The 26,347-nt window shown below is 49.3% G+C and carries 14 protein-coding genes; 4 read left to right on the top strand and 10 right to left on the bottom strand.

What is annotated here, in order from left to right:
- Positions 1-163 precede the first annotated feature (163 nt).
- From GGR07_RS01640 to mnmA, 10 genes are all read right to left on the bottom strand, one after another.
- The gene (locus GGR07_RS01640) at positions 164-1,882 is read right to left on the bottom strand and encodes an ABC transporter ATP-binding protein (protein ID WP_122056401.1); all 1,719 of its coding nucleotides are present in this window, start codon (positions 1,880-1,882) and stop codon (positions 164-166) included.
- A 76-nt stretch (positions 1,883-1,958) separates the two neighbouring features.
- Positions 1,959-3,710 (bottom strand): ABC transporter ATP-binding protein, encoded by a 1,752-nt coding sequence (locus tag GGR07_RS01645; RefSeq protein ID WP_034542244.1) that lies wholly within the window; start codon positions 3,708-3,710, stop codon positions 1,959-1,961.
- Between the two features lie 279 nt (positions 3,711-3,989).
- On the bottom strand, positions 3,990-5,243 hold the full coding sequence (locus GGR07_RS01650) for a DUF1302 family protein (protein WP_021646778.1): 1,254 nt from the start codon (positions 5,241-5,243) through the stop codon (positions 3,990-3,992).
- A gap of 6 nt (positions 5,244-5,249) precedes the next feature.
- Positions 5,250-6,044: an outer membrane lipoprotein-sorting protein gene (locus tag GGR07_RS01655; protein ID WP_021646777.1), complete on the bottom strand. Its 795-nt coding sequence runs from the start codon at positions 6,042-6,044 to the stop codon at positions 5,250-5,252.
- A 130-nt stretch (positions 6,045-6,174) separates the two neighbouring features.
- Positions 6,175-8,520: an efflux RND transporter permease subunit gene (locus tag GGR07_RS01660; protein WP_021646776.1), complete on the bottom strand. Its 2,346-nt coding sequence runs from the start codon at positions 8,518-8,520 to the stop codon at positions 6,175-6,177.
- 216 nt (positions 8,521-8,736) lie between these two features.
- Positions 8,737-9,378: a TetR/AcrR family transcriptional regulator gene (locus tag GGR07_RS01665; protein WP_147298112.1), complete on the bottom strand. Its 642-nt coding sequence runs from the start codon at positions 9,376-9,378 to the stop codon at positions 8,737-8,739.
- A gap of 400 nt (positions 9,379-9,778) precedes the next feature.
- Positions 9,779-10,915 carry a porin gene (locus GGR07_RS01670; RefSeq protein WP_034542242.1) on the bottom strand — a complete coding sequence of 379 codons (1,137 nt, stop codon included), beginning with the start codon at positions 10,913-10,915 and terminating at the stop codon, positions 9,779-9,781.
- 128 nt (positions 10,916-11,043) lie between these two features.
- Positions 11,044-11,823: an acid phosphatase gene (locus GGR07_RS01675; protein WP_021646771.1), complete on the bottom strand. Its 780-nt coding sequence runs from the start codon at positions 11,821-11,823 to the stop codon at positions 11,044-11,046.
- Positions 11,824-12,090: 267 nt separating this feature from the next.
- Positions 12,091-15,264, bottom strand: a complete 3,174-nt coding sequence (locus GGR07_RS01680) for a hypothetical protein (protein WP_122056402.1) — start codon at positions 15,262-15,264, stop codon at positions 12,091-12,093.
- Positions 15,265-15,596: 332 nt separating this feature from the next.
- Entirely contained in the window at positions 15,597-16,664 is a 1,068-nt protein-coding gene (gene mnmA / locus GGR07_RS01685) for a tRNA 2-thiouridine(34) synthase MnmA (protein ID WP_034542239.1), read from the bottom strand.
- 118 nt (positions 16,665-16,782) lie between these two features.
- Between mnmA and GGR07_RS01690 the strand changes: the two genes are divergently transcribed.
- From GGR07_RS01690 to GGR07_RS01705, 4 genes are all read left to right on the top strand, one after another.
- Complete coding sequence (locus tag GGR07_RS01690; protein WP_122056403.1) at positions 16,783-19,815, top strand: DEAD/DEAH box helicase; 3,033 nt, start codon at positions 16,783-16,785, stop codon at positions 19,813-19,815.
- A gap of 232 nt (positions 19,816-20,047) precedes the next feature.
- Entirely contained in the window at positions 20,048-22,657 is a 2,610-nt protein-coding gene (locus tag GGR07_RS01695) for a DUF4955 domain-containing protein (protein ID WP_034542315.1), read from the top strand.
- A gap of 23 nt (positions 22,658-22,680) precedes the next feature.
- A complete protein-coding gene (locus GGR07_RS01700; protein ID WP_051990526.1) occupies positions 22,681-24,609 on the top strand; it encodes a PL29 family lyase N-terminal domain-containing protein in 1,929 nt (642 codons plus the stop codon).
- A gap of 39 nt (positions 24,610-24,648) precedes the next feature.
- Positions 24,649-26,259, top strand: a complete 1,611-nt coding sequence (locus GGR07_RS01705; RefSeq protein WP_034542238.1) for a fimbrillin family protein — start codon at positions 24,649-24,651, stop codon at positions 26,257-26,259.
- Positions 26,260-26,347 lie beyond the last annotated feature (88 nt).

The following is a 26,347-nucleotide window of genomic DNA, read 5'->3' on the forward strand; positions in this document are numbered from 1 at the left end:
GATTCTTTTCGGGTTGATAAATGACTGCGCTCACTTTATTATTCAAATTAAGATCGCCCCCTTTAATGAAAACAGAACATGCGCTTCATTAGCAAGACAACCCGAAGGGATGCGGTAAGGGCTACCGCTACTGTAAAGAAATGGCATATTTCTCAGTCAATCCCTAACAGTTCTTTACCATTGCGGCAAACTCACCATGACGAGCAAGCAGTTCCAACGGTGTATCCTGTTCGGCCACACACCCATCTTTCAACACCACAATCTTGTGCGCATTGGCCACCGTACGCATCCGGTGGGCAATGATAAGCACCGTTTTATTTTTCACCAGCACAGAAAGAGCTACCTGTATCTTGCTTTCATTCTCCACATCGAGGCTGGCGGTAGCTTCATCGAGCAATACTACGGGAGCATCTTTCAGCAATGCCCGTGCTATGGATATGCGTTGCCGCTCGCCTCCGGAAAGAGTTTCTCCGTTTTCCCCTATCAAGGTGTCATATCCTTCGGGCAACTTGCCGATAAACTCGCCGCATTGGGCCTGCTCTGCCGCCCACTTCACTTCTTCGTCGGTGGCGTCTTTCTTCCCGATGCGGATATTATCGGCAATGGTGGCGTTGAACAGCACGACGTCCTGAAAAACGATTGAGAAATTCTTCAGCAAAGCTTCCGGATCGATTTCCGAAATATCCTGTCCGCCAAGAGTTATCTTTCCGCTGTCCACATCCCAAAAACGGGCGGCAAGCTTGGCACAGGTTGTCTTCCCCCCGCCCGAAGGGCCTACCAAAGCCGTCACTTCACCCTGACGGGCTGTAAAAGAGACATCGCAGAGCACCTGCTTCCCTGCTTCGTAAGAGAAGTTCACTCCTTCGAATACGATATCGTAATTATCTATCTTGCATTGTGTTCTCCCCTGCTGAACAGGCATGCCCTCTATCTCTCGCATCCGGTTGATACGCACGTCGAGGAAAGACAGGATTGCCAGATTGTTGAATACCTCCATCAAAGGATTGTAAATGGCGGAAGAAATCATGAGGAATATCAGGTAAGAGAACATGGACACTTCTCCGACCGAAAGCAAGTAAGCGCCTACGCCGATGACTGTAGGCAGACCGAGTTTGAGCAGGATGTACGCTCCGTTGAGCAATACGCCTATCAACAATTCTCCGCGTATAAGCCCATTTTCAAAAACACGGAGTACGGCATCAAACCTGTCGAGATACGCCCGTTCGCCATTATAGGCTTTAATCTCCTGAATCTGCTCAAGCCCTTCCTGAATCTGCTCGGTGACACCGCGCTTCACAACATAATGCGCGGCAAAAGACTTGTTCATCGCTTTCTTGGAAAAGAAGATAAGCAAAGCCGCCACCGGAGCCACCCAAAACAGGGCAAGAGCCAACCGCCAGTCGTAGAAAAACAGACCGGTGGCAATCAATACGCTTATCACCGAAGCGAAAAGCTGCGGAACGGCATGAGAGAAAAGTCGCTCAAGGGCAGTACAATCTTCCATCACGGTGGAAGTGAGGTCGGAAAGATTCTTCTCGCCGAAGAAAGCCAGAGGCAACTTACGCAGCTTTTCGGCCACGGAGATACGCAGATTGGCACTTTCGGTATACACCTTGGTGTAGGTAGCCGTATACTGAAACAGGGAGATTATGTAAATCACCGCCATAAAGACGAGGCCCACCGCCACATAGTACCAAAAGCCGTTGGATACGGAAGCTCCGGGACTCATCACCGGACGGAGATATTCCGTAAGGAACAGGAAAACAAAAACGGCGGGCAGCAGCATAGCGATGTTGAGCAGCGTAGTCAACAAGATGCTGCCGAGAAAAGACTTCGCTCCTTTTTCGGATAAGGCGAAGCGGTTCTGAAAATATTTTATCATCTCATTGTTTTTTTAGTAAATAATACATCAATCACAATATCGCGGATTCATTTCGGACAAATTCCGCCCCAATGAATCACAACTTCCAGGATACAGACTTCAGGTATTCTTTCCACATTGCCTGATAAGTCCCTTCGATAGCTGTCAGTTCATCATGTGTGCCCTGCTGCACGATCCGCCCGCCTTCGATCACCAGTATGCGGTCTACATCCTGCACACTCGTCAAGCGGTGAGCAATCATCAGCACGGTCTTTCCCTTCATCAGCCCTCGCAATGCCTTCTGTATCAGTCGTTCGTTCTCCGGGTCGGCAAACGCGGTAGCTTCGTCGAGCACCACCACCGGAGCGTCTTTCAGTATAGCCCTCGCCAAAGCGATGCGTTGTTGTTCTCCTCCCGAAAGAAACGTTCCCTCCGATCCTATCCGGGTATGCAGCCCGGCAGGCAGACGGTCGATGATCTCACGGCTCTGAGAAAGGTCGATGGCGCGTTCAATGGCCTCTTGCGTTGCATGCGGATTGCCGTAGGTTATGTTTTCGAGCAAGGTAGTCTTAAACAACCCGGAATGTTGAAACACAAACGAAACATTGCGCATCAACTCTTCCTTAGCGATATTGCGTACGTCTGTCCCGCCGATGCGGACAGCTCCTTCGGTTACATCCCAGAAGCGCGGGATAAGGCGGGCTATCGTCGTTTTCCCACCGCCCGACGGTCCTACAAGCGCATACGTTTTTCCTTCGGGAATGGAGAAAGAGAGCTCGCGAAGCACATCTGCCGACGTGCCGGGATAGCGGAAACGGACTTGACGGAAGTCTACCTGCGTCCCCTTCATCGTTTCCGGCACTTCGGGTTGCGGTAGGGGAGGTTGCATCGTCAGCCGTTCTATCCGGTCGATAGACTCTCCGGCGAGAAAAAGGTTCTGTTGCAAATACATTATCTTCATAATGTTTACGGCAAAAACAGGAGCGATAAGCACATACAGAAACATATCGGCAAGCACTTCCGTCCAATCGCCCGAACGCCCGAAGAGCAAGATGGCGGCAGGAACGAGGAAGAATGCCGAAGCGTGGATCACGGTGGTATAGAACGACATTGGCTTCTGCCACCCCAGCGTATATTGGGTTACCAGCTCGCTATAGGTGACAATGCTGTCGTAAAAGCGTTTGAACGAGAATACCGTCTGCTGGAACACCTTCACTACCGGAATGCCGCGTACATATTCCACCGCTTCGGTGCTCATCTTCTCAAGCGCGTCGAGATACATATGCTGGAATTTGTTCCGTTTCGGATCCATCATATACGCCATGGTGGCGAAAGCCAGCAACAGGGGGATGAGGCAAGCGATGCCCAGACGCCAGTCGAAAAAGAGAATCAGCCCTATTACGATAACAGGCGACAATATACTGCCTACAAGGTCGGGCAGCAAGTGCGCCGTGAAGGTATGGATTTCCGAAGCGCCTTCATCCACGATCTTCCTCACCTCTCCGCTGGTGTTCCGGTCGAAAAAGCCCAACGGCATGGCTACGAGCCTCTGCATAGCCTCACGCCGGAGATTGATCTCGACGCGGAATGCAGCCAGATGAGACAACATGAGCGAGAAGAAGTAAAGAACCACGCCTGCCACAGCCGTCCCGAAAGCCCACCAGGCATAAACGCCAACGGATGTTCCTTCGATAGTGCCGCCCGTAACCAGCAATACACGGACTATGAACCAGATAAAAACAAAAGGCAATAGCGACACAACGCTATTTATACCCGAAAGAACGAGCGAGAGCGGAAGCAGCAACCTCCGTCCGCCCATGTATCTTTTCAATTTTCCAAGAGTATTCATTTAGAGCCTGTTTTAAAAAATTAAAGTTTAACAATGGGAATGTATCTCTCCTTTCCTTGATACTGAATATTTTTAGTTACTACCCAAGGTCGGGATAAGAATGCGGAAATAAAGATGCCATAAAGGTTGGTAGCGACAGGAATGTTTGTGTATTTATATTTGCAGATCAATAAGTTAAAAAACAAATCAGCTACGTTTGCCAAAAACAAAGGTACAAATATTTTCTTTATTTATTGATGAGCTTATGATACATTTTTCCCGTTTGTTTACGGATATCTCTCAGAAGCTGTACTTCGCTTTCATCCATATTTCCGAATTTCGCCTGTATATGCCGAACATGCCTTCTTTACCTCCGAGCCAGTCGCATCCTGCAGCAAAACACACCTGATCGTTGACGGCATAATTCGCAGCAAAACGGTTGAGCCATCCACGGTGGCGGATGTCGAAATAGGTGAAATCGGAAAGGGTCAAGGAGCTGTTCAGCAGCTTCTTCGATATGTTCACGGTGAGCAGCGAGTGATATGCAGACTGACCGATACAAGGCAGGTAACCGAAAATATGCTCGGCAGAGAATTGCGCCATTACCGTCCACTCATGAGGCGCATACCAATCGACTCCCGCCAACCAGTTGAGGGTGTTGAAGCCTTTCTGAGGCGTTGAAGCCGCTGAGGGCATATAGCTGAAATGTTTGCCGATATTGCAGGCTATCTCTCCCCGCAGCACAAACTGTCCCAGCGGTTTGGAAAAGTCGCCCCCGACGAATCCCATACGGAAGTATTGCGGTGTAATGCGCACGCCGTCCGGTTCAGTCCGGTAGTCCAATACCGGCATTTTGTTCCACGTATGCAGTGCGGCAATGGAGAAGTCGATTCCCGGCAACGTCACACTCAGGCGTCCGCCATATTCCATATTCGACAGTTTGAAGGCAGGATGATTGTGCGGTCCGTCCCATATCGGCGGGAGCGGAAGATTCTTCGGCAACACAGACCAGGGATTCTGCGCTCCGACAGGCAAGCAAAAACCTTCGACTGCCGGAACCAATACGGCTTCCAACTTCACTTTATCGTTGAACCGGAAGAAACGGAGTGCATTGACGGGCATCCGTATATCGTCATAGTCGCGTGTCAGGAACTCAGTCATGTCCATCGGCGAGACAAGGTCGGTAATACGTACTCCGTCTGCCGCTCCCCAGATGACAAGTTGCCTTCCGGCACGTACTCCCCAATGCTTTGCGCGATAGTCGAGATAAGCTTCACGAAGTTCGAAGCCCGTTCGGTCCTTCAACAGGGCATGATATACAGCATTGAAAGAAACGAACAGCGAGGAACGCCCCATATCATGCGTCACCTCGCCACGAAAGCGGGTTCGCGAGCTCATCCAATCGTTAGGAGACTCCATACGAAGCGCATGATAAGTCTCTGCAAAACCTTTTATCTTCCAACTGCTTTCACCCGTCTCCTGTCCATTTACAGTCAGCAAGCCTCCGCATCCCAGCAGACAAAAAAGGATCCTTATTCGATTTCTTCTTCGCATGACGCATCAAAATTTACCCGTTTCAAGCGTGGTCACACTAAACTTGGCCTCATCCATCGGTATATCGTATTTCGGATCTTTGATTTCAAGCAAAGTCTTATGGCCCGTCTGCACATTCTCCATCTCAAGCTTGCCTGCCATCCAGAAGCCATCCACTTTGCGCACATCCGAAATCAGAAGCAGCCGGTGCAGTTTATCCATTTTGTCGTAATACTCCACACGGCAACCGATATAACAGTCCTGCCTCACCCACGCCACCTTGCGCGAGAAGATATCGCGGCTATCTTTCGGCACAGACTCGAGCTTCCAGCACTTGTGCCCGCCCACCGTTTCTTCACCAAGCAGCTTATGCGTATCCTCGTCCACATTCCGGCTACCCATGTCGTCGTATGTGAAATCGCTACCCATGAAGTAATCTTTCTTCGCAGACGTACCGCTGATGCGTCGTGTTTTCTTCATCGCAGGCAGATAAAGCCATTTGTCGTCCTCTTTGCCTATCTCGTCATAGTCCCAGGTGAGAAAGCCCGTTCCTTTCACATCGCCCGGATAAAGAAAGAACATAAGCGTTTTACGGTCTTTTTTGCCTTTGCCCGTATCGAAAGAGTAAGAAACAAGCCGGCGCTCGCGCACGCTGCCCCGCTTATTGATAAGCTTCATAACAATCTCCGACCGGCGCGTATCGCCGTCGGGACGGTCTTTGACGCGTTGTGCAATCTCTCTGCCCGTAAGAGTCTGGGCATTCAATCCCGCCGCCCCTGTCGCACTCAGGGCAAGGACAGCTATCCAATGTTTTGTTTTCATCTTTATGAGTTTCTAATAAATTAATCAAACCAATATTCAACCTGCATCCTCCGGCGGCATCCGTCATTCGCGACACATCCGGTCTCTGCCTCGTACGCGTGTATCGGCAGGTTTCAAATGATACATTCCGCTATTTTTCTTTTCCGAATATCTGAAAACGTTCGAACAGTACCGGAGTGATGCAGAGATCTGCCAGCAAAGCGGCCAGAATTCCGGCAACAGACAGAATGCCCATATGGAAGAACGACAGGCCGTCGGAAGTTCCGTACATGGCGAAATTGGAAGACATGACAAGGCTCGTAAGCACAATAGGAGTTCCTACCACACAAAAAGTCCGAAGAATCGCCTTACGGTAATTCTGTTGGCGATCGAACTCCAAATGTCCGTGATTGATAAAATGAATCGTGTCGTCCACTGCCAATCCCAAAATCATAGGCATGATAGTGGCTGTCATCATATCCAGCGGATAGCCGAGCCACCCCATCAGCCCTCCCACCACTATGGCAGGCATGATATTGGGTATCAAACCGATCAATCCGATACGTACGCTCCCGAACACCGCCATCATCATCACACCTATCACCAGTAAGGCAAGAGCGAACGACCATATCTGCCCGCGGGCTACGTATTGCATCATGGTAGTGAACTGCGGCAAATTGCCCACAGCCGACACCGAGGCTCCCGGAAATAGTTTTTGGGCAAAAGCCGTGACGTCTTTGATATTACACTCTGCCTCTCCCGAATCGTACGTACTGATTTCCACCATCAACCGCAAGCGCCGGTATTCGTAATCCATCCAGTATTCCGCTTCGCTTCCGCCGGCATTCTCGTACAACAGCAGGAGCTGAGCCACTTCATCCGCCTTGCGGGGAAGCGTATAGTAAACTTGTTTCCCTTCATTGAGCGTACAGTGGAGATCTTTCAGTATATTGATTACGGAAGTGGTGCGCTTGGTCAAGGGATACCGCGCGACATGGCTTGCAAGAGAATCGAGTTTCATCAGATTCTCCGGAGTTTTCGCATCTCCGTTTCCGGGCAGGTCTATCATCACGTCGTACGAGTAGATGGAACCCAGTTCGCTCTCTCCTATCTCAAGCAATTTGCGCACATATTCAATCTTTCTCCCCATTGTTTTCTCCACATCGAACGTGGTCTCTAACTTGGTAAACTGATAGATTAAAAAGGCGGTAATGAAAGCCGATACCCACAGCACACACTTGGCGTGGTTCAACACTGCGGAGCCGAGCGCGACAAGTTTGCGGTCGAGCCATCCGCCTCCCGTCTCCCGTACCTGCGGATGCGGTTTTCCGTCTTTCCCGAAACTGAGCATGATGGGCATTACCGTAAGAGTAATGACAAACGTGAGCATAACGCTCGAAGAAGTGGTGATGCCTACAAAATGCAAAGGAACTACCGGAACAACCAGAAAAGAGAGCAAAGCCGCAAAAGTGGTCAAAGCGCTGAAGAGTATGGGCCATCCCATCTCTCCCACCGTTTCCACAACAGCCTTCCGGCGCCGGCCGTGTAGCTGGAACTGCCTTCGGAAATAGGTATGCACGTGTATGTTGTAAGCAATGGCCACGGCAAAAGCCAGAAGCATGGGAATGAGCACCATGCTGCTGTCGATAGGATAGCGAAGGTAACCCATAGCCCCGTATACGATGACAATGGAGCTTACGGCCGTGACGAGAGGAACCACAACGCCACGCAGCGAGCGGGTGGCAAACAGAAGCACAACGATGGCCAGCAAGGAGGCAAGCCCCATCACACGGGGCAACTCTTTTCCCACCCACTTCATCTTACGCTCGGTGGTATAAGGCATCCCCGCTCCACGCAAATGAAGCGGAGCGTATTCGGGTTTTGTAATGATGCGGTGCAATTCTTCTCCCGTCTGCACATCGGGCGGAACAGCTCCTTTCCCTGTATTCCGGAGCTTCTCATCGGGGAAGGGGCGGAGTTTCAGGAGTATCCAGCTCAATTTGCCGTCCGCCGACACCAGACGCTCGGCAATGTAAGGTTTCATATAAGCCTTCCGGCGAATCTCGTCCAAGCCGGATTTGTCCGAAGGGATCTCGTCAGGCACTATCTGCTCAATAGCCACTCCGTCAGAGGTGGCCATCAGAAACTCAAGGTCGGTGACGGACGTTATCTTATCGGCATACGAAATACTGTCGAGCATTTCATCAGACAGCTTGCGTATAAGTTCCAAGTTCTTTTTCGTAAAGGTGTCGTCGCACGAAGTAAGCACCGCCACGAAATAATCGTTTCCGAATACTTCCTTGAATTCTTCCGTCTTCACCAGCATGGGGTCGTCTTCAAGGAAGTAGCTGTCCCACGAGTTGTTGATATTCATAAACCGTATGCCGTAGAAACCCACAGCGAATAAGAGTACAAAAGCTGCAAGAACCGGGTGGCGCCTCTGTACAACCCGTTCGCCCAAACAGGCGAACCATACATTTATTTTCTCGATATTCATATAAAAAAGATGGTATATATTAAGTTAGTAACTGCAAAATGCACGCATGGCATAACCACGGCAAAAACGAACAAAGAACCGAAACGTTCTAAAAAAAGCGAGCCCGGCTTCCCAGCCGGACTCGCTTTCAAACAAGAGAGTCTATCTCTTATTATAAAGAATTTATGAATCATTACACTATGCTTAATTATGACTTGCCAATATTCTTTCTTCATTCTATGCGTTCAACAACTTTTCCCAGCCGGCAGTGCCGAACTTTACATAGTCGGCAATAAACTGTTCGGCTTCATCATCACTCAAATCATTGTGCCGTGCTATTTCTTCAAGCACGCTCACCCACCACCTTCCGGTTATCCGGACAAAGAGTTCCGAAACCTCGATATTGAGATGCGGGTATTTCTCTTTCATAAGTTGCATATACTCCACACCTACGCAAATATTCTCTTCAACGATTTCTTCCCTGAAGTTCTCGAACGAAGAGCCTCCCGCCCGGAAAAGCAACAGAAAGATAACATCCCTGTATTGCCTGACGAGCCTCATCATCGAAGCAATAACATGGTGCTGGTAATCTCCCGACACAAAGACATCCAGAGAAACATACTCGCCGCTATGATGTTTCTTCAAAAAAGCGTTAAGGCTGCAAATGAACGGTTCTACCATCGTACGGAATATGTCGTCCTTACCGCGGAAGTAGGTATATATATTGCTCAGGTTCACTTCTGCTTTCCGGGCAATGCTACGCATGGAAGCCGCCTTGAAACCGCAGGCAATGAACTCTCCTTTCGCCGTTTCAAGAATCGCATTTTTCGTATTTTCCTTTATCACTTGCATGAACGTAAACTCCGGTTTCTTATCCACTCACAAAGTTATGCCGTTCCGTCCGGATATAAAATACCTAAAAATGATGGTTTTAAAGCAGATATATACCCTCTTATGCTTATGCCGCGCAGTAACCTGCCAATTTGCCAAACCGATACATTCATTGCAAAAGATCTTTCTAAACACGAATATTTTAAGGCAGGAGGAGAGGAATTCTTTAAGATAGAACCGAAGAGCAATTTGATGTATTGCCACCGTATAGCGTGGAAAACAAAAGACTCTTTTAAATAAAATCCCCCCCTGTTTTAGTCTTGCACCGTTACGGTTCAAGATTAAAACAAGGGGATCGCCATGTTTCAACTTATATTATAATAAGACCAACTCAGCTTTCCATTCCGAAACCACCAATTCGCTTCAGCACGATAGCGGGACGAGGCGATCAGAACAATATCTGGAAACGAGTCTGAAATGTATTCACCGATTGGTTGGCAAACCCGGCTCTGTCCGAAACATGAGTATAAGAATACCTGAGCCTCCAGATCATGTACTTATTGATGTAATAGTTCAGAGTGAGCGAAGCATCATTCTGACGCCCGCCGAATATTTCTGCCTTGTGATCGGACAAGTCGGTATAGTTATACCCGAGCACGCATTCCAACGAACCCGGAGCCGGAGTGGAAATTCCGCTGTCACTCTCCGAATACTTATAGTTTTTCCCAATCAAAAGTCCTCTCAACATGGCATACGCTCCGCTGGCTTTAAAATCCCGCTGTTCGTTCTTACGCTGCACATTCACATAGAAGTACTGCGCTTCCAAGCCGAGTCTTCCGTAAGCGGCACATACTTCCGGTGTAAACTTATATAGCCAGTCGGCATCGGATATCTTCGCTTCCTGTGCGGTGACTTTCGCAATTCTTGTCGGGAAGTTAGACTTCAGCACGAAACTTTCGTGGTTCAATGCCTCGTCGTCGTTGTAACGCGGAGTCTCGAACGCTCCCGAAAGACCTACCTGAAAGATACTTCCGTCTTGGCGTAAAGGACGGTAAACCAGACGCGACATCATACCGTAACCTTGCTTTCCACTCTCATTGGTGGTTTTCTTCATCGCCTCGCCTTCGACATGAAAGCTCATTGTTCCGAAGAAATCGCCTTTGCTGTGCACAAACATAGCACCGATAAGACGCGAATTGAAGAAGGCTTCATTACTTGCCGGTTCTTCCATCGAGATTTTCATTGACGAACTGGTGGAACTCTGCAAGCCGTATTGGTGAACAAAGTAGCCTAAACGTACCAAATTATATTTCCCCAGCTGGCGTTCTACAAAAATATCCTTCATGCGCACTTTCCCGTAGGCATATCCTATATCTATTTTGGCTTTATACGCTCCGTAGCTTGCCTTCACTCCCACACGCATGTCGGGAATAGCCATACCATTTACCAAGTCTTCATTATCGGTGCTGAACACCCCTGCATCCATCAGAATTCTCCCCGACGGCTTTATCTCTATTTTATCCTGAGCCTTCACACTGCCACATACCAAAGCAAGCGTAAGCCCTATCATCACAAATCTATTCATAAGCATCAAAGTTATTTTGGGATTGGTAGTAAGAAACTGTTTCGACTTTCTGCATCAAGGCTGTCTGGAAAGTCTGAAACGGAAAGTCTGAAACAGTTTCTTACTGGAAACAGCTTTTAAGTCTTGTTTCAATTATTCTCGCTCGGCTTCACGGCACCGGCTTTTTCCAGTTGGGCAAACTCTTTCTTCGCCTTTTCCAATTGCTTCATGAAGGCTTCGTTGGCGTGAAGGCGTGCCACTACAGCACTTGCCACCAAACGGGCTGCGTCTACATCGCTCTGGAAGTGGTAACCGCAAATCACTCTGCTCTGTCCCATCTCGTAGCCCCTTTCGAGGATTTCATTCTGACGCGCCGGATTGATTTCCGCCAGAACAAGGGCGGTGGCCCAACCGATAGCTGTATGTCCCGAGGGATATGAACCGTTGGTAGAGAGTTCTTTCTGTTGTTCGGGATTGCAAGTGTTTTCTTTAAAGAAGCTGAACGGACGCACACGCATGTAGTGCTCTTTGGCATGGCGTGTTGCCAAATCGCCCGCATCTTCTCTCATATTGATAACGAGCTTGTGTATCTCGGGCGTCTTTTCTTTGCTGATTTCTATGCCGAAAGCTTCAGAAAAAGCCATAGGCACACCATTTCCGCCTACACGGGCATCTCTCACAGCCTGATCGCCGCGCGGAGTGTCTCTCAGCAATTTTCCCCAGTCGTATTGGGCTTTGTCATTCAAAAAAACAATACTGTTGGCAGCCGGAGGAGGAGGAAGAAGTTTCAGGCTGTTCGCCACTTCGGAGATTTCGAGGAAGTACAAATCGGGATGAGTCCTTTTGTCTTTGATTTTGGTTTCTTGCGCGAATACGCTAACTGTAAACAGAGTACAAACGAGTACGAGTAACGAAAATTTTGCTTTCATAATAAACAAATTTTGCGGTTAATAAATAGTTTAGTTAAATAGTTTCGTTTTTTCTCCGGCGATACGGCCCCCCACATCCGGACGGTCTCCCGTTCACCGGAACCGGCAGCAAAAGTATGTATTAATACCCCGGCAAAAAAGTTGCGTTTATTGATTTCAGTCATTCAACCGGATGCAACATCGGGCAATTTGCAAAGTCGGATATAACCCGATGCACGGCAGAGAGACAGCAGGAATCGTTTGTCTCCGCTCATAATGGAACAAACGTCAGTCGATCAATTCCAATATATAATAAACGAATCCCACAGCCGGATATTCCTCTTTCAGGTATTCCTTGAGTTCCTGCTCATTCGCCTTGATTTTGTTATTGATCAAGCGGCTGATTACAGGATTCAGATTTCCGTACAATCCCAATATGCCCGGAACATCAGTGCGCTTCACACGCGGATTGGCAATAAGCAACGCCAGCACTCTGGCCTGCTGATGGTCGTAACTGGAGAACCGGAGTATATCATTCAGGAGCACAGGGTCTGTAACGCTCAACACTTCGTACATGGACAGAATGAGACGGTCCACCCGCCTTACCACTTCTTTCGCGCCCGAAGCTATCTTCACTTCCAGTTCCTTGTCGAACTTCTTATTCACCAACCGCTCGTTCGCGGCGGTTATTCCCTCTCTTATATGCCGGTATTCACCGATGCTCGCCGCTATTTCCTCTTTGATCTCCAGCAGAGAAAGCCTATCGTCCGCCTGCTTCAGCAATCGCAGCAAGCGGATGCGCTCATCGCGGCGGGTACACAAAAGCGCTTCATCGATCCGGATGCCCAACCCTTCGGATACTTTATCGGGTTGTGCGATCTCATCCAAGCGGCAACGCATCTGCTCCACATACCGGAGAATAAGCGCCAGTGCGTCGCCGGAGAAAACATGCCCGTAAGCGCGCTTCAGTTTCAGGAATTCATCATTTACTTTATCAAGGGGCATTTGCGCCGTCTTCTCTTTTAGAAGAAGGAACTCATTCCTCAAACCCTTATTTACGCCTTCCAATTCCAGACAGCCTTCCATATCTTCAGCATAGCGTACGGATTCACGTTCCAAGCCGGTAAGCAGATTCATCCACTGCTCATTACCGCTTACAGCACTTTTTATCCGCTCGATATTGTTCGATTTCTCAGCTTCCGCCGCCTCTGCAAGCATGAATGGCTTGTCGAAAGCCTCCGTACCTGCTATCCATTCGGCTTGCTCTTTTAGTTTCTTCAGCAGGCACAATGTAGCCTCGCGGTTCCGGTTGATAATATCGTTCGTGAGCCGGGTAATAAGCGCATACGTTTTCTTGCGTTCAGCCGCATCGGGGTCTATCGTCTCAATCTCGGCTCTCAGGCAAGCCACCTCCTCGCGCGACGCCTCGTCGGACAAGTCGTAAAGCAACTCCAGATCGTCCACCCGCCCCTTCAAAGCTTCCATCCGCCGCAGTATCTGCTTTTTCGTACTGCTCCTGCGCCGAAAGTAACCGCCCACAGCCAAAGCGATAATACCCAAAACAAGTATGGCTGTAATGACAACAAAACGCAAGTTGAAAGTGCTTCCGGGAGCGAACGCCACCCAGCGGGGGACATCTTCGCGGTCGATGCCGATGGTAAGCACACCGAGATCCGAACCGAGACAGAGCCGTCCGTTACAAACAAAAGCAGCGGCGGGATTAAAGCGTATATCGGTATAGTATTTCCCCTTGTCGCAAATACGCCCGCCGCTGATGGAAAATTTCCGGATTCCGAATTCGGGTAATGCGTAGAACAGCGTATCGTTGGCATACAGCAATCTGTTATGCCCCCTCACCCGGAGGGTATCATCAGGGTTTTGCGAAAGAATATGATGATTGGTCAGAGTAATAAGAGCGGGGCGATAACCTTCGGTAGCGATCAGGTCTCTGATAAACGAGTTTTTTTCCGTACCGGAAACCGGCTTGAATGCCGTATCCGGACTTACATAAAATATGCCGTCGTTGAGTGTAGACAAGTATAAGAGGCCGGAATGTCTGGGAGCAAAGAAAGAAGTCACGTAGCGGTCTTTAAAAACGGAAACGGTATCTGCTCCGCCGTCCTCACCGACAATCACCAGACCGTCCTGCACTCCCAAGAGAAGTTCGTCGCCGTCTTTCTTTTTCTTGAGCCAAGAGGCGGTTATCTTGTCTTTGGAGCGATACACCGTAGCCGGCGAATGAAACAGACGGTTCTCCATCAGGTTTCCGGAGACTTTGAGCCGCTTCACCTCCTGGCGGGTGTTGCGATAATAAAGCCGATTCCCGGACATGTCCATCCAGACGATCTGTTCCTCTTTCGGAAAAGAACAAATCTGCGATGCCGAAAATTCACCTTTCCGCTGACGGTATAGCTCGTTGCCGGAAGTCAGGTAATAGAGAAAGTCGGCTTCCATACACGCCGCTTTCACGGAAATATCTCCATTGAAAATGCCCAGATGATGAGGAACCCTCCAAAGAGCGCGTTCGGTAAGCAGCAAGGTAAAATCTTTGTTAGGGTCGGGCATTACAACATTCCGGCATCCGGCAGGGATTTTCCTGCGCAGCGGAATAAGAACGAACTTCTCGAGGTCATCGCTCAGCAGCAGATTATCGGTACCTGCCAGATAGTAGACGCCTCCTGCCCGATAGCAGAGCTTGGGAGCGAACTCCAGTTGTATTTCTTTCAACAATCCGCCATCGGTACGGTTCAGAAAGAGTGTGTTATCAGACAAGACGAAGAGGGTATCGTTGCAGACAGACACGTGGTCGACGAAACGTCTCGGATGAATCACACGCCCGGCGTGGCGTACCATATCGAACAGAAAAACGCCCTGCTCAGTGGAAGCAAACAAAATGCTGTCTTTATAGGAACACAGATTATTGACTACGAAAGATTTGTTATACAAACTGTCCCAAACGTCCTGAGAGGGGTAAAGCAGGCGAAGCGAATCCGGAGAGGCTTTCGGTGAAAGAACGTAGAGTCCCTGGCTGGTAGCCACATAAACCGAATCGCGTATCAGAGCTATGTCATAAGGCGAATATCTGTTTTTCTTCTGAGGAATAAAATAGGTCTTCAGATTCCGCGCCCCGTGCTCATCCATCTCCCATTTCTGCAAGCCGGAGTTTCTTACTCCTATCCAGCATATCTCTTTGCGTGAGTCGGTTTTTTCAGATACAACCTTATAGATACGATCTTCTCCGATATCGTAAACGCGCCGTTCATCGCCTCTCAAACGCCAGAGAGCGCCCGTTTCACCGCCCACCCAGACTATACTGTCGGCTCCGGACGACAAAGAAGACAGCCGCTCGTCGAAGCAGTATTCCGTTTCGCCCAGCGTGTTTATCTTTTCAACCTTTTCACAACTCGCAGTTACGAAAACGCATATAAGGAAGATAATGACGTACGATATATTTGTTCTCATGCGGGATACTTTATGACTATTATTTTTAAACCGGTTCTTTAGAATCGCTTGCAACGATATGACAAACTTACACAAAAATATTTATTTACGGGCTCATCTTCACAAACAAATGTGCGCTCGCTTACAGCAGCCATATATACCCGGCGCGGTGTATATATATGGTCAGCATGGTAGACATATATAGTCATGTATAATGAATATATATGGTCATATATAGTGGATATATATGGCTACCACGCTGGGCATATATACTCACCATGGTGAATATATATAGAAATGGAAGGGTGTAAAAAACGAACGTGGAAAAGCCGGAAACGAACCTCCTAGGAAACCTATACGATAATGCCTCCTCCCAACAGCAAACCGTCTTTGTAGAATGCTGCCGCCTGCCCCGGAGCAATGGCAGCCAGCGGTTCGTGCAACTGCACATGCAGCAGATTGTCGGGAGTCACCGTCACCGTGCAATGGTTTTCCTGCTTCCGGTAGCGGATTTTTACTGTCACATCGTCGTGTCCCAACAGGCGGTCTGCACAGACCATGTTCCAGTCTTTGAGCAACATTTCCGTTTTTTCCAGCGACTGCAACGGGGCAAGCGTCACTTCATTCTTTAGCGGATCGATCTCTTTCACGAACACGGCACGATTGAGATGAATGCCCAATCCCCGCCGCTGCCCGAAGGTATAGAAAGGATACCCCTCGTGCCAACCGATAAAACCGCCGTTTTCATCGATGAATTTCCCTCTCCCCACAACTTCGGCAAACGACTGCCCCTTATCGGCAAACCACCTTTTCAGAAAGCTCCGGTAATCCATCGGGCAAAAGCAAACGCCCAGGCTATCCTTTTTCACCGAGACTTCATGGAATCCTTTATCCGCCGCCTGAGCGCGCGCCTCTGTCTTGCTAATGTCGCCCATCGGCAGAAGCATTCTCCGGAGAATTTCCTGCGGAAGCCCCCACAAAAAGAAAGTTTGGTCTTTATCACCATCGGCGGCGTATGTAATATAATAGGTGTCATCCATTTTCACCTTACGCGCATAATGTCCCGTAGCAATATGATACACCCCCATTTCATCGGCTATGCGGGCAAGCAACGGCCATTTCAGGAAGTTGTTGCACAGCGTACAGGGGACAGGTGTACGCCCCGCCATATACTCCCGCACGAAGTACTCCATAATCTGTTCGCGAAACAGCGTGCGGGCATCATACGTGATATGAGCGATTCCCAGCTTCTCCGACAATTCGCGCGCATCGTCCGAAGAGGCGGTGGAGCCGTCGATCTCGTAGAAACGAAAGGTGACTCCGGTTACCTCGTAACCGGCTTCAAGCAGGCGCATGGCGGCAACAGAACTGTCCGTCCCCCCGCTCATTCCCAATAATACCCGTTTGTTCTCTTCCATCATGCCGCAAAATTACGTATTTTTCCGATGTGAACTTTCTGCAGAAGCTGTGATTTTCACGCTAAAGAAAGGATATGAATCAATTTTTTTATTTAAGTTTGCAGATTAAAGAAAAATGAGAATGAAAGAATACGCACCTACCGAACAACTCGTAATCGTTCTTACAGAGCACCCTGTGTTCGGTCTGCTGCTGATTCCGTATACTTCCGAAAAAAGAGCCGACGGAACGGTTCTCCTTCTCGAACAGGCCTTTCATGCCTCTGCCGAAGCCATGTCCCGCATGAGCGGGACCGAGCGGCAAGCCATCACCATCGCTTCGCACTATACAGAGAAGTACCTGATGGAGGTCTACTCGCGGGAGAAAACAGTTTCCCGCTTCCTTCGCAAACTCTCCGGCGAACCGGAAAAGGTCAGGCGCTCCATCCGTCCGTTTATCGAGAAAAAGTTGCAGGAAATGCTGGTGCTCATACGCCGGTCGGACATACCGCTCTATCAAAAGCTTTCGGGCAGCAAGCAGTTGTACGCGCATCATCTCTACCGCATACACCCGAAAGATGTTGAAATCCGATTCTGCTTCCATCTGGACGAAGCCGTATTCTGCTACCGGCTTCAGTGCATCTACGAGGGAAAGGTTGTCTCCATACGCGAACAGAAACCGGCTGTGGTACTCACATCCTCTCCCGCTTCACTGCTGCTGGGCATGGAGCTGTATTTTTTTCCTCATATCGAGAGCGCGCGGTTGCTGCCTTTCACCAAGAAAGAGACAATCTGCGCCGAGGCGACCCAAGCGGATAAATATATCGAAAACATCCTTATCCCGACGGCACGCTACCACGAGATAGAAGTCGAAGGGCTGAAGTTCACGGAAGAGCCGTGCGACTGCGAAGCGCGGCTGACTGTGGAAGAAACCGTATACGAGGAGCCTCTTTTGCATTTGAGCTTTCATTACGGCGAGGAAACTTTCCTTCCCGGAAGCGACGCCGGACTGAAAAAGATCGTACGAAGAAAGAGTAGCGATGAAATCGTGTTTTTTCGCCGAGACGAAGTGAAAGAGGCGTGGCTTCAGGAGCAACTCTCCGATGCCGGGCTGCAACGTATCAGCGAAGCCCATTTCAGGCTGTCGCCCGATGCTCCCGAAAAGTCTGCGGAAGAATGGATCCGCAACCACCGGGAATTGCTGCAAAATCATTTCCGCTTGGCGGGCAATATGGGTAAAAGTCCTTATTGCCTCGATGAGATACGCATCGAGCAGGGAGTCGACGACACTCCCGACTGGTTCGAGCTGCGCATTACCGTAGTAATAGGAGATATTCGCCTCCCCTTTTCACGCTTCCGGAAGCATATCCTCGAAGAAAAGAGAGAGTTTCTTCTACCCGACGGGCGCATCATCCTTCTACCGGAAGAGTGGTTCAGCAAATACGCGAATGCGCTGGAGATGGGGATACAGACCGAAACGGGAATCCGCCTGAAGCGTTCGTTCGCAGGTGTTGTGCAATCGGCATTGGAAAGCGAAGGAACGAGACAAACGCCCGTGCTCAGACAGCTTGAAGAAATACCTGCCCCCGCATCACTCGACGCACGGCTCCGCCCGTATCAGCAGAAAGGCTTTTCGTGGCTGGTACATCTGTACGAACAGGGATTCGGCGGTTGTCTGGCAGATGATATGGGGCTGGGGAAAACTTTACAGACATTGGCTCTGCTCCAATACATCTATCAGCCCTCCACCCAAGCGGAAAGCGATACGGCAGAGATATGCGCGCCACCCGTCGAGCCGGTCAAAATGCCGGAAGCGGATGAAGACGGGCAGTTTCTACTGTTTTCTTTCGACACCGAGGAAGATTGGCTTCCCGCCGCTCAAGAAATCAGAGGAAAGGAATCACCAAAGGCTGACTATTCCCCTCGGCAAAGGAAGACTGCCCGAAAACCTGCCACGCTGGTCATCGTACCTACCTCCTTACTACACAATTGGCGGAGGGAAGCCAAACGCTTCACAAGACTTTCCGTAGGCGAATACAACGGATCGACCGTCATCTCCCGCAAACATCCCGAACGATTCTTCGGACGCTACCAGCTCGTTCTCACAACCTATGGAATGATGCGGAACAACATCGACCTGCTCTGTTCGTATTGCTTCGAGTACGTAGTGCTCGACGAAAGCCAGCACATCAAGAACAGCGATTCGCTCACTTTCCAGGCGGCCATCCGGCTGGAATGCAAGCACCGTCTGGCGCTGACGGGTACGCCGATTGAAAACTCTCTCAAGGACCTATGGGCTCAATTCCGCTTTCTACAGCCCGACCTACTCGGAGAAGAAAGCGTTTTCCAGAAGCGATTCATCGCTCCCGTCAAGCAAGGGAACCGTCTCATGGAAGCCAGACTGCAACAACTCATTGCTCCCTTTATTCTCCGCCGCAGCAAACGCGAAGTAGCGCCTGAGCTGCCTGCGCTCACCGAAGAAACTATCTATTGCGACATGAGCGAGAAGCAGAAGGAGTATTACGAACAGGAAAAGAACAGTCTGCGAAACATACTGCTTCAACAACCGCATACGACGGGGCGGACACACGCGTTCAGCATACTGAACGGCATCCTGCGCCTGCGACAGCTGGCTTGCCATCCGCAGCTCATCATCCCCGGATTCAACGGATATTCGGGAAAGGCGGAACAAATCATCGACACTTTCGACACGTTACGAAGCGAAGGACATAAGGTGTTGATCTTCTCCTCGTTTGTCAGCCACCTGGAGATACTTGCCGATGTGTTTCGCGAGCGAGGATGGAAGTATGCCTTACTGACAGGAGCGACAAACGACCGGCCGAAAGAAATAGCCCATTTCACCGAACAAGAAGATGTGCAGGCTTTTCTTATCTCGTTGAAAGCCGGAGGAGTAGGTCTCAACCTCACACAAGCCGATTATGTTTTTATCATCGACCCGTGGTGGAATCCCGCCGCCGAGTCGCAAGCCATTGCCCGCGCCCACCGCATCGGGCAGGAGAAACAGGTCATCGCTTATCGGTTCATCACACAGGACAGCATTGAAGAGAAAATTCTTCACCTGCAAGAAAGCAAACGGAAACTGGCGGAGACTTTCATTACCGATAGCGGCACCCTGCCCGAACTGTCCAACGAAGAGTGGGCGGAGCTGCTCAAGTAATTGCCTGAAAATGCGGTCGAACGATCTGGCATGTCGCGCAAGCTTACCGCTTAGCCATAAGGACGGGACATCATTCCTCTTATCGGAGCAGCCGGAAGCTATTCCCCTATAAAACAAAAAACTTCAGAAATGTATAATTTCACTGTATTCCCGGATTTTTTTATCCACAGACTCTGAGTCATTGCCCCTACCTTTGCCGATGCAAATTCAAATTAACCGAAATTACAAACGTATGAAAAGCAAAAGTATTACCTATCTGCTGCTATGGAGTGTTTGCAGCCTGTTCGTTTTCATGCAGTCGTGCCGGGAAACAGACGATTTAAAAACCGATATCAACCGACTTAAAGACCGCGTAGCTGACTTAGAAAAAGCCACAGAGGGAATGAACACCTCCTTTGCAAGCCTGCAAGCTTTGATACAAGCCAACAAAACCATTATCGGAGTTACCCCTACCAAAGACGGCAAGGGCTATTCGGTAGAACTGAGCGACGGCACCACCGTCCGGGTGATGAACAGTGAAAGCGTTGCAGCGTCTGTCCCCGTATTTTCGGTAGACGGCGAAGGATACTGGATGTATAAGACCGCTTCCGAATCAGATTTCCGCTACTTGCCCGGTCCTGACGGAGAAGAGAAGATATCCGCCATCCCCCGTACGGAAGCCGGCAATCCCATCCTCACCCCTCAACTGAATGTCAGCAGCGCCGGCTATTGGCAAGTGAGCTACGATGGCGGAACAACGTTTACCACCCTGAAAGATGCCGACGGGCAAGACATCAAAGCCGAAGGAGGCAAACAAAGCGGAACTACGGTCTTCAGCAAAGTGGCATACGACGAAGAAAAGAAAACACTCTCTTTTACCTTGGCGGGAACAGGGCCGGAGCAGACTTATACGTTTCCGGTAGACGACAGCTTCGGGCTCATCATCGAGAACTGGAATCCCGAAAAGGTGCAGGAGTTTGCCGACGGAGAACAGTTTAAAGAATATGCCGTACGGCAAAAGGATATCAAAGAAGCGATGATACAGCCGCTTCTGGGATGGAATGTGAGACTGGAGGAGGAGAAGCTTATCGTCACCCCGCTTTCCGGAGTAACGAAAGATAAGGAAGAAACTATCAAAATCGTACTGACCTCCCCGAAGAATTACATACGCATCGTTTCCATGAAGGTGAAAGCATTGCTTCCCGGCATCGGTACGCCGGCTTGGAACGAGTTCGTGCAAAAAAGCGAGAAGAATGTGTTGCTCGATTTCTCTTACGCAGGATACATGCACGGCGAATCGGCCCCCGCCGAGATGGACGAATGGGTAGCGAAAGGATATAAAGTATACGATGTGACGAAATACGGCGCCATACCTGACGACGGACAACCGGACCGGGAAGCCTTCATGAAGATACTTGCCGAGATTGCAGGAAGACCCGAAAATATCAAAAAAGAAGATAAGGGAATGACAGACCGCTACATCAGACCTTCGGCAAAAGCCGTTATCTACTTCCCCGAAGGAAACTATATCCTGCAAACCGCAGAATCCAAAGACCGCAGAATACGCATATCAATGGGCGACATTGTGCTCAAAGGAGCCGGAAGAAATAAAACCACGCTGGAAATGACGGTTGCCAACAACTCTCCACACCCCACTACCCAAATGTGGAACGCTCCGGTAATGATGGAGTTCAAACATAATACGGGGTTAGGTGAGCCTATCGCCGGCATTGCCGGAGACGCACCTGTAGGCAGCAAAACCGTAGCAGCCACTGCCCCCGGAATAAAGCCGGGAGACTGGGTGTGCCTGGTACTTGCAAACAACAACGAAGCTGTGATAAACCAAGCATTGAGCCCTTATAAATGGCAAGACATCAGGGTATTGCCGGGCGCAGGAGAGTTGAATATCAAATCAAAGGGCGTACAGGTATACGAATATCATCAGGTGGAAAAAGCCGATGCCGGCAAAATCACGTTCAAAGAGCCCATCATGCACGCCATCAACAAAGACTGGGGCTGGAAGCTGCATAAATTCGCCAACTACTCCAACGTCGGCGTAGAAGACCTTACATTCAAGGGACATGCCAAGGAGAAATTCATTCATCACGGTTCCGACGTAGACGACGGCGGCTTCAAGCTGATAGACTTCGTCCGCCTTACTCACTCATGGATACGCCGTGTAAATTTCGAAAGCGTCAGCGAGGCTATGTCTATCACCAGTTCTGCCAACTGCTCGGCATACGACATACAGATCGGAGGAAACCGCGGGCATTCGTCCATCCGATCGCAAGCCTCATCGCGCATCTTCATCGGAAAGGTAACGGAGAATAGCGACGGATATACGCTCGGAAAAGGGGAAGGTGAAGGCACGCTGATCGAATACAGGAAAAACGTCGGACAGTATCATGCCTGCGGCGTGTCCAAGCAGAGCATAGGGGCGGTGATATGGAATGTCAAGTGGGGAGACGACTCCTGCTTCGAGTCGCACGCCACACAACCGCGAGCCACATTGATAGACTGTTGTTCAGGCGGATTCATGCATTGGCGACAAGGAGGAGACTCCGCACAGATGCCCAACCACATGGAGAACCTCACCATCTGGAATTTCCATGCCACCAACGTACAGACCGATCCGGGCATCGACAAAAACGGCAAATTCGTCTGGTGGGACAGCCACGGATACTGGTGGAAGTTCCTGCCGCCCGTTATCGTAGGTTTCCACGGAAGTCCGCTTGCCTTCGACGACACTCAGATGAAACGCAACGAATCGCCCGGAACTCCCGTAGAACCTTATTCGCTCTACGAAGCGCAACTCCGCCTGCGCTTAGGATATGTGCCCGCATGGCTGAATGCGCTGAAATAAAAACTTAAAAAAATAATAGAATCATGAAAAAACTCGGAAGTATACTTATGCTGTTGGCCTTGTGCCTGATAAGTTGCAACAACACGGACGACCTGCAAGATGACGTAGACACCCTGAAAAAGCGTGTGACGGCTCTCGAGTCGCAAATACGCGACATCAATAAGAACATAGAAAGCGTAAGCGAACTTGTACAAAACGGAATATTCATCACCCGGATAGAGGAACAAGCGGATGCTTACGTGCTGACGCTGAACAACGGTAAAACGCTCCGCCTCTATATGAAAAACGACAAGAACCAGCTTTGTCCGCTCATCGGCATCGACAAAGAGGGATATTGGACTGTTTGCTACGACAGCGAAGCCGGATTCAAACAACTTTTATCCGACGGTAAACCCGTAAAAGCCAAAGGAGAAGACGGGAAGACACCGGAATTTACTGTGGATGCGGATGGATTCTGGAAAATCAGATACGGGAAAGAAGAAGAATTCCGGTTCGTATATAAAGAAGGTACGACGGAGAAAGTGAGTGCCACAGGCGGAGGCTCTGCTGCCGACGACAGTTTCTTCGAGAAAGTGGAAGTGGCAGACAATGAGCTGGTGCTTACTCTCAAAGGGAACGGAAGCCATACAGTTATCCGCATTCCCATTGTCAGCGAATTCGAGCTCAGCTTTGCCGGCGAAGTCGGGAATAGCATTCAGGAGTTTGCCGCCGGCGAAACCCGCATGTTCGAAATGACCGTGCGCGGCGTGGAAAGCACGATGATCACCGCCCCCGAAGGATGGACGGCTGTTCTGAATGACACAAAACTTACCGTGACAGCCCCCTCGACAAGCAAAGCTGCAACACGCGCCACTGCCGACAACAGCAATGAAATAGCCATTCTTGCCACTCACGGAAAGTATGCGATGATTGCCAAAATGCAAGTGAAGATAAATGCCGGGGCCGAAGATTACAAAAGCATGTTCGAGACAGGAAAACTCAAGATAGGCGAAGAGACGGTCAACCCTGCGGACTACGCAGTGCAAAGCCTTGACGGGCAGTCGCAGACCGACTTATCGGCACTTCTGGGAAGTTCGGAAGCCACCATTGTTTTCCTAACCGGCTCTGAGGAGTTTACCATAAAAAGCACAACAGTCGTTACGAAGCCTGTCATTATAGTCGGACAAGACCCGGAACAGAAGCCGAATATCGTATTCAACGAAGCGGCATTCCTTACGCTGAAAAGCGGCAAGCTGATGTTTAAAAACGTCAACATCAAAGCAAGGGCTGCCAACTATCTATTCAACAACCCCGCTACCGGAGATGCTTCGTTTACTGATTTGACGATTGAAGACTGTAAAATGACCAACCTTACCAAGGCGATGTATTATGTCAGCAAAACCACAGTCGGAATAAAGAAAATTACACTGAAAAATTCGCTCTTCGAATTCGTGAATACGGGCAACATACCATTCTTCAACATCAGCGGAACACTGACTCCCAGCCTGTTCAAAAAACTGAATATGGAGAACAACATTGTTTACCACAAAACCGGCGTCGCGGCTATACAATTGTTCAACTGGAATACAAAAACCGCGACCGTCGATACGGGCAACATGACCGTAACTATCAAGAACAACAGTTTTATCAATGTTAAAGGGGCGAATGTGTTCGTGAAGACCAACAAAGCGACAGTGAATTACGAAAAGAATATTTTCTGCATCGCTGCGGAAAGCGCTTTGACCTCCTATCTCTACGAACTGAAGGACAACGCTTCTACGGCAACAGCTACAGACAATATCGTATATGACACCAAAACGACCTGGAACTATGCCAATACGGATGTAGCCAAACCGGATAACAACATCATGGATAAAGTGGAAAACATTCCTTTCACTCACATCAATACTGCGGACGGTATTTTCACCAAAGATCCCATGTACGCAGACAAAGGCTCGAATCTTAATCAATAACACATATTTTTGTCAATAACCATTTAAAAACACAGTATTATGAGAAAAAACTTATTCTTTTTGGCTACGGCGCTGGTTTCTTCGCTCTTCATGGCGGGATGCTCCGATGAAGAAGCGCAAGGAGAAAACCTACAAAACGAGAAGGTCTACTTTCTGATGTCGCCCCGCTCGCTCACCCGCACTTCGACGGGAGAAGACTATGAAACGACATTTGTCACGGGAGACGCCGTCGGAATTTTCGCTTACGAGCGAATGAACGATGGAAGTGAGGGTAAGATGGTGGTGAGCAATACCAAATATACGCTCGGCACTGACGGTACTTGGCAGGCTGCCGAAGGGCAGACACCGGTCTATGCAGATGCGAAAAGAAGCATCAATTATTATGCATACTACCCTTACAGCGAGCAAGCGACCGATCCGGAAGCTATTAACCTGACAGTCATGTCAGACCAGTCTGCCGGCGATGCAGCCAACTATAACATCAGCGATGCGTTGGCCGCCCAAAACAAAACCACCGGAAAAGGCGCTAAAGTGGTGAAACTTTCTTTTAAGCACATCTTCTCGCTGGTACAGGTAAACATCGACGGAATGGCCGCTACCAAAGACGCTACGGTAACATTGCAGAATATTCACTCTTCAGCAACTCTCAACGTTAAAAGCGGTGAAGCCAAAACTAAGGCCACAGAACCAAAGAGTGAGGTGAAGATGTATGCCCTACCGGGCAACCAGCACGAAGATGCCGTTCGCTACGCTTACCGTGCCGTTGTGCCCGCTCAATCCGTAAAGAGCGGCGATGTACTGCTGACAGTGGTGTCCAATGCAAAAACCTTTCAGGTAAAATACTCGTCAGATGTACCTTATGAAACTGCCAAGTTACGCGTTATCAATGCCCAGTTGGGCGAATCCGGAAAATTCAATCTGAGCATTCCCCAATCGGACGTTACCATAGAAAAATGGGGAGTGAGTGACGCCATAGAAGGTAGCGGAACAGTAGAAGAGACTTCCCCGGTAAGCCCGGAAGAGCCTCCTACACCCCCTACGCCTCCTACTCCTCCTTCAACCGTAACAAGTTTCAGCCCCGAATTTACGTCGGAAACCGCTTTTCAGTCAGCCGGTATTTTTACAAAGCAAAAAATAACAGGCGATACCGAATTCTGGTTCCACAGAGAAAACGTGACGCCCGCTACAACGGTCAGCATTGTTTCCGAAGCGGAAGGTGCGGCCATTCAATTACAGACAGAGGGTGTTAGAGGTTCTTGGAACAACTCCAATATCGGCTATCACTGTACAAAACTGTTCGAAAAAGCTTCATACACATTGAGCTTCAAAGTGAAATCGTCCATAGCCGATGGGATTGTCGGTGTGGGAGTATCTGCCGCAGGAGACGACAAATTCTTCCAAATGCGTAAGCCCGATTGGAGCGACTGGAACAGAACTGTAACCACTTATAACAAGATCGGAGAAGCTTGGACCGAAAAGAAAGTCAACCTGGATTTCACGCAAGCCTTGAATGAAGGAAAATCTTCGGGAGTGACAGCATACAACGCCACAACCGATGAAGACATAAAAGGCATAAACATCTATTTTTACAATTATGCTGCTAACAACAAACTGTTTATTAAAGACGTAAAAATAGAAAAGAAACAATAGCAAGTAAATCGTTTTAAAAGAAAGAGCCATATTCAATCTCAAATTGAGAGCCGATATGGCTCTTTTTATGATTGCCGTCACCCCTTTT

Source organism: Bacteroides pyogenes, assembly GCF_014196225.1.
GTDB classification, from domain to species: Bacteria; Bacteroidota; Bacteroidia; order Bacteroidales; family Bacteroidaceae; genus Bacteroides; species Bacteroides pyogenes_A.